The sequence below is a fragment of the Glaciimonas sp. GG7 genome, assembly GCF_052976905.1.
The window spans coordinates 1-4551 of sequence record NZ_JBRIIQ010000173.1; the positions used below are offsets into that span (position 1 = coordinate 1).

The window sequence follows — 4551 nt, forward strand, 5'->3', positions numbered from 1 at the left end:
GCAGTCGGTGATAGCTTCTCTAAGCGCCCGGTTCATCGAGCACGAATCGATTGTTCAAGCTGAGAGCGAACAGCGCAGTACCAAAGTTATTCGTGTAGCAGGAATCAACAAAGCACGCATAAAGGGATCTTTTATGATCTCCACCTATGCCACCATTGCGGGGAAAAAATTACATCTGGGGACAGAGGCTGTCTTGAGTCGCTGGAACGTAAAAGGTTGCGCTAATTGCCAAACACACCTCGAAACAAAAGCCTTTATTAGCCTGCATAAATTTTCTGACGCGTTTCTAAAGGATGCTCAGTACGAGGTTGAGGTACATACACGCGATAGTGTGTTGACACCTACAGCTACTGCTAACGGCAAACAACTATTTCACTTCGACGTTAAGTAAGTACTTCCCGATCCTGATATTGGAATCGCAGTGTCGTATCAAAGTACATGTATGCATATGCTTTGATACGCCCACTATTTTTCTGTACGGCGCACAGCTTCACCACTTATCACCAACATCACCTTCTTAACATTCCCCATGCAAAATATGCAAATGAAGCTGACTTCTCATTTAATGCAACGCAGCAGGCATGTCATCAGAGGAATGCATCCCATTCGAATTGGGATACTTGGATTGTCAGGCTGGGCCACATTATTACTACCGGGACTCGTGCATCGACTCGATATACCTTGGCATTGGAGCGCTCTCAATGCGCTGATACTTGCCAGTATTGGTCTCATTCCTGCGCAGTCGCATACAGCACGTTGTGTCTTTCCAACGGTAACACTGTGTTCGATTGCCATTTGTATCGCCTCGGCAATTGATTTTTCGTTCGTATTTCCAATGACACTGTTGACTTTTTGCAGTTCACCTTTGACCTGGAGCGGCCATGCCTCGGTATCTTTATTACTTGAACATACGCGCTGGCTTCCCATGACAAGTATCGTGATGCTCGCGCATGTCTTGCTTGAACGATCCAGTTCAGATCCCGGTGCAATCTTTAGTGCCAGACATATCCTCAATAAGATAACTGGACTAATCATGATGTTTGCACTGATGGTGATTTCTATGAGAATGCTTCAGATGCTGGCAGAAATTTGGCACTGGCCATGGGTTCCCAACGCTCTTGTCTGTGCAATGTTAATTAGCACGGCGATCTATTATTTGTTGTGGCAACACCTCTCGCCAGTCATTCGACGTCAACCTGCAAACACCCCGAAATCCGTATAGGCGAGTTTTAGTTAATTACGCCCCCCGGCGCATCCGGGCCAGCTCTAACTTCTCACACAAGACAGCGGCCCCATCAATGATGCGCGGCCCTGCCCGGCTCATCAAGTCGGCATCGATACCGAATAAATTGCCGCGCTGCACTGCCAGCAAAGTCGGATAACTACGCCAAAAGTCCAGACCGCTTTGCTCATCTTTGCCTTGGCCGCTGATCAGTACTTCGGGATTTTTTACTAACACCGCCTCAACATTCACAACCGGCGCTGTGACGGGCAAGTCGGCAAAAATGTTTTCACCGCCGCAAAGATGCATCGCATCGCTGACAATCTGACTGCCGTTGAGCGTGTACAAAGGCCGATTCCAGACCTGATAAAAAACCCGCACGCGAGGACGCTGCTGATACTTGATCGCCAGCGCATCGATTTTTTGACGCAATGCTGAGGCCGCTTTTTCTGCTTCTGCGGCAGTCCCCAATAATTGACCGAGGCGGCCTATGCTGTCGGGTATGTCGCGCAGTTTCTTTGGATCGCTGTAAAACACCGGAATCCCCAATTGACGCAATTGATCGAGTTGCCGCGCTGCGCTGTTGTCGCGCCAGACCACCAACAAATCGGGCTTGAGCGCAATGAGGCGCTCGATGTCGAGCAAACTGTTGTCGCCTATCTGTGGAATCTTGTTTGCCGCTGCCGGGTAATCGCTATATTTCACCGTACCGACGATCCGACTCCCGCCGCCAGCGGCAAACACCAGTTCAGTGATATGCGGTGCCATCGTAATCACACGTTGGGCCGGTTGCGCCAGCGTGACCATATTGCCCGCATCATCGCGCACGCTAATCGATGCGGTGGCGCTCGCCATAACGAGCAGTAATGCGCTAAAGAAAATCCATTTCATAGTGCAGCTTTCTGATCTTCAACCGGAATATAAATCGTCCTATCGCCGTGCCGGACTATTTCTATCGGATGGCCCAGACAACGACTCAGCACCGGCGCGGTCATCACTTCATCCACCGGACCCGCCTGCCATTGCCCGTCGCCCAACAATAAAGCATGCGTGGCCACGCTATGGGCGAGGTTTAGATCATGGCTGACCATCACCACCGCTTTATGTTGTCCGCACAGATCAGCCAGCAACCGCATCACGCTGACCTGATGCGCCAGATCGAGCGCATTAGCAGGCTCGTCGAGCAACAACAACGGCGTGTCTTGCGCCAATACCGCCGCAATCGCCACGCGCTGACGCTCACCGCCAGACAAAGTCCGAATATCACGCTCGGCCAACCCCGCCACATCGAGCGCCTGCAAGGCCTGCAAGGCAACCTGCTGATCGGCGTCCGACTCCCAATAGCGGCTATCGTGAAACGGATGCCGCGCCGCCAATACGGTTTCTATCACCCGATACCCAAAAGCGTCCCGACTCCCCTGCGGCAAAAACGCCCGCGCCCGCGCCAACGCTGGCAAAGACCATTGCGAGAGCGCTTGCCCGGCCATCTCGACCACGCCGCCGTCGGCCTGACGCAAACCCGCCAAGGTCCGTAAAAAGGTGCTTTTCCCGGCCCCATTCCGACCAATCACGCACCAGAGCTGACCGGGCAAAACATCCCAATCCAACCCCGACAACAACGTCCGCGTGCCGATCAGAAGAGCGAGATTGCGTGTACCTATCAATGTGGAAAGAGTCGTCATCGGCGGCGAATATGGTGGAGTTGCAACAGAAAAGCCGGGACCCCGATCAGCGCCGTAATCACGCCCACCGGCAACTGCTGGGGGGCCATCACCGTGCGCGCCAAGGTATCGGCCAACACCAAAAAAGTCCCCCCTGCAATGGTCGCAGCAGGCAACAACAAACGATGATCCGGCCCCAACGCAAAACGGCAAGCATGCGGCACAATCAAACCAACAAACCCAATCGCCCCCACGCTACTGACCGTGCACGCCGTCAACAACGCCGCACAAAAAAACAAGCCCCGACGCAACGCCCCGACCTCCACCCCCAAGGTCGCCGCAGCCTCAGCATGCAACACCATCACATTCATATGCCGCGCCCGACGTAGCGCAAACACCAACGCCGCGCTCAAGACGATCCAAGGCAGCCAACGCAACTGCGCCGCCGACAAATCGCCAATCAACCAAAACACCATCCCACGCAACCGCCCATCCGGCGCAATCGACAACATCAACGTCACCAAGGCCCCGCAACCCGACGCGACAATTACTCCGGTGAGCAACAACAACGGCGCATTTCCATCAGAAATCCCGCCCCGTAAATCCCGATAAGCCAATCCAAATAACAACAACGCCACCACAATCGCCCCCGCAAACGCCGCCACATCCACCATCCACACCGCACTAAACAACACCATCGCCGCCAACGCCCCCACCGCCGCCCCGCCCGAGACTCCCAACACATAAGGATCCGCCAAAGGATTCCGCAACAACGCCTGCATCATCACCCCCGCCAACGCCAACATAGACCCGGTAACAAACCCCACCAACGCCCGCCCCAACCGCAACTCCAACAAAGTCGCCGCCATCGACTTAGGCGCATCAAAAAACACCCCACGCAAAACCTCGCCAAAAGCACTAAAAAGATCCACCACAGGCAACCGCACCGACCCCACCGCGCACGCAAAAATAATACAAAGCAACGCAAGTACACCCAACCCGCCCAACACCACAACCGCCCGCCGCCCATCCTGCGACGCACGCATCTTTACAAAAACAGGGGGAGAATTTTTCATCAGGCCAGACTATCAATCATATAAATCATTTATTCAAAACAACTAAACATGAGCCGTTCGAACAGCGTAACCGATCAGAACATCTATGGAGCATTTGTTATTTGCGACCAAAAAATGGCATAAAACTGCAAACATAAAAAACCGCTATTTACCAGTTGACCTTCGTTTTCAGCGCGAGTATTGTGTCACTCGTTCCTCTCAAAGGAACACAGGTTTGACAGCCTGTTGCTAGAACCCAGACCGTGTAATGCGGTCTGGACCTTCGTTCGTCCTCCTTGGGCGACGGTGGTGGGGAAGCCTTCGGGCTTGCTGGTTTGGTTTTAGCCCAGTCTGTCAATCCCATCATTTGTCGCCCACCCCCGTTATCTGACGGAAGTGGTCTACACCACACTAAAGGATAGAACGATGCCCAACACCAAAGCTCCCGAACAATCTCAAAGCTCCCCTCCTCCCAACCCGAAACATCAAAAGTTCAGCGACGCTATCGACTGCGAGCAAACTATTTTCATGCTCGACTTAGCCGCACGCACCGCCGCATTCTCTCAAGCCATCACCCTTTTTCTCAACATCATCGAAGCCAGTGAGGCTTATC

At 53.3% G+C, this 4551-nt stretch carries 5 protein-coding genes and 1 pseudogene; 3 read left to right on the forward strand and 3 right to left on the reverse strand.

All coding sequences use genetic code 11. The annotated features are described in order from the left end of the window. Both ACVBEF_RS20585 and ACVBEF_RS20590 read left to right on the forward strand, forming a co-directional pair. A pseudogene (locus ACVBEF_RS20585) lies at positions 1-391 on the forward strand (hypothetical protein); the annotation flags it as partial. A gap of 147 nt (positions 392-538) precedes the next feature. After that, complete coding sequence (locus ACVBEF_RS20590) at positions 539-1222, forward strand: hypothetical protein (RefSeq protein WP_447125771.1); 684 nt, start codon at positions 539-541, stop codon at positions 1220-1222. A 15-nt stretch (positions 1223-1237) separates the two neighbouring features. On the opposite strand, the gene ACVBEF_RS20595 is transcribed toward ACVBEF_RS20590, so the two are convergent. The 3 genes from ACVBEF_RS20595 to ACVBEF_RS20605 are packed head-to-tail and all read right to left on the reverse strand — an operon-like array spanning position 1238 to position 3959. Then, positions 1238-2113 (reverse strand): cobalamin-binding protein, encoded by an 876-nt coding sequence (locus ACVBEF_RS20595; RefSeq protein ID WP_447125772.1) that lies wholly within the window; start codon positions 2111-2113, stop codon positions 1238-1240. Next, positions 2110-2904 carry an ABC transporter ATP-binding protein gene (locus tag ACVBEF_RS20600; protein ID WP_447125773.1) on the reverse strand — a complete coding sequence of 265 codons (795 nt, stop codon included), beginning with the start codon at positions 2902-2904 and terminating at the stop codon, positions 2110-2112. The genes ACVBEF_RS20595 and ACVBEF_RS20600 overlap by 4 nt, the downstream gene beginning before the upstream one ends. Continuing rightward, positions 2901-3959: a FecCD family ABC transporter permease gene (locus ACVBEF_RS20605; RefSeq protein ID WP_447125774.1), complete on the reverse strand. Its 1059-nt coding sequence runs from the start codon at positions 3957-3959 to the stop codon at positions 2901-2903. The genes ACVBEF_RS20600 and ACVBEF_RS20605 overlap by 4 nt, the downstream gene beginning before the upstream one ends. Positions 3960-4364: 405 nt before the next feature. On the opposite strand from ACVBEF_RS20605, the gene ACVBEF_RS20610 reads away from it, so the two are divergent. Beyond that, positions 4365-4551: hypothetical protein (locus ACVBEF_RS20610; RefSeq protein WP_447125775.1), on the forward strand; the 187-nt coding region annotated here is incomplete at its 3' end.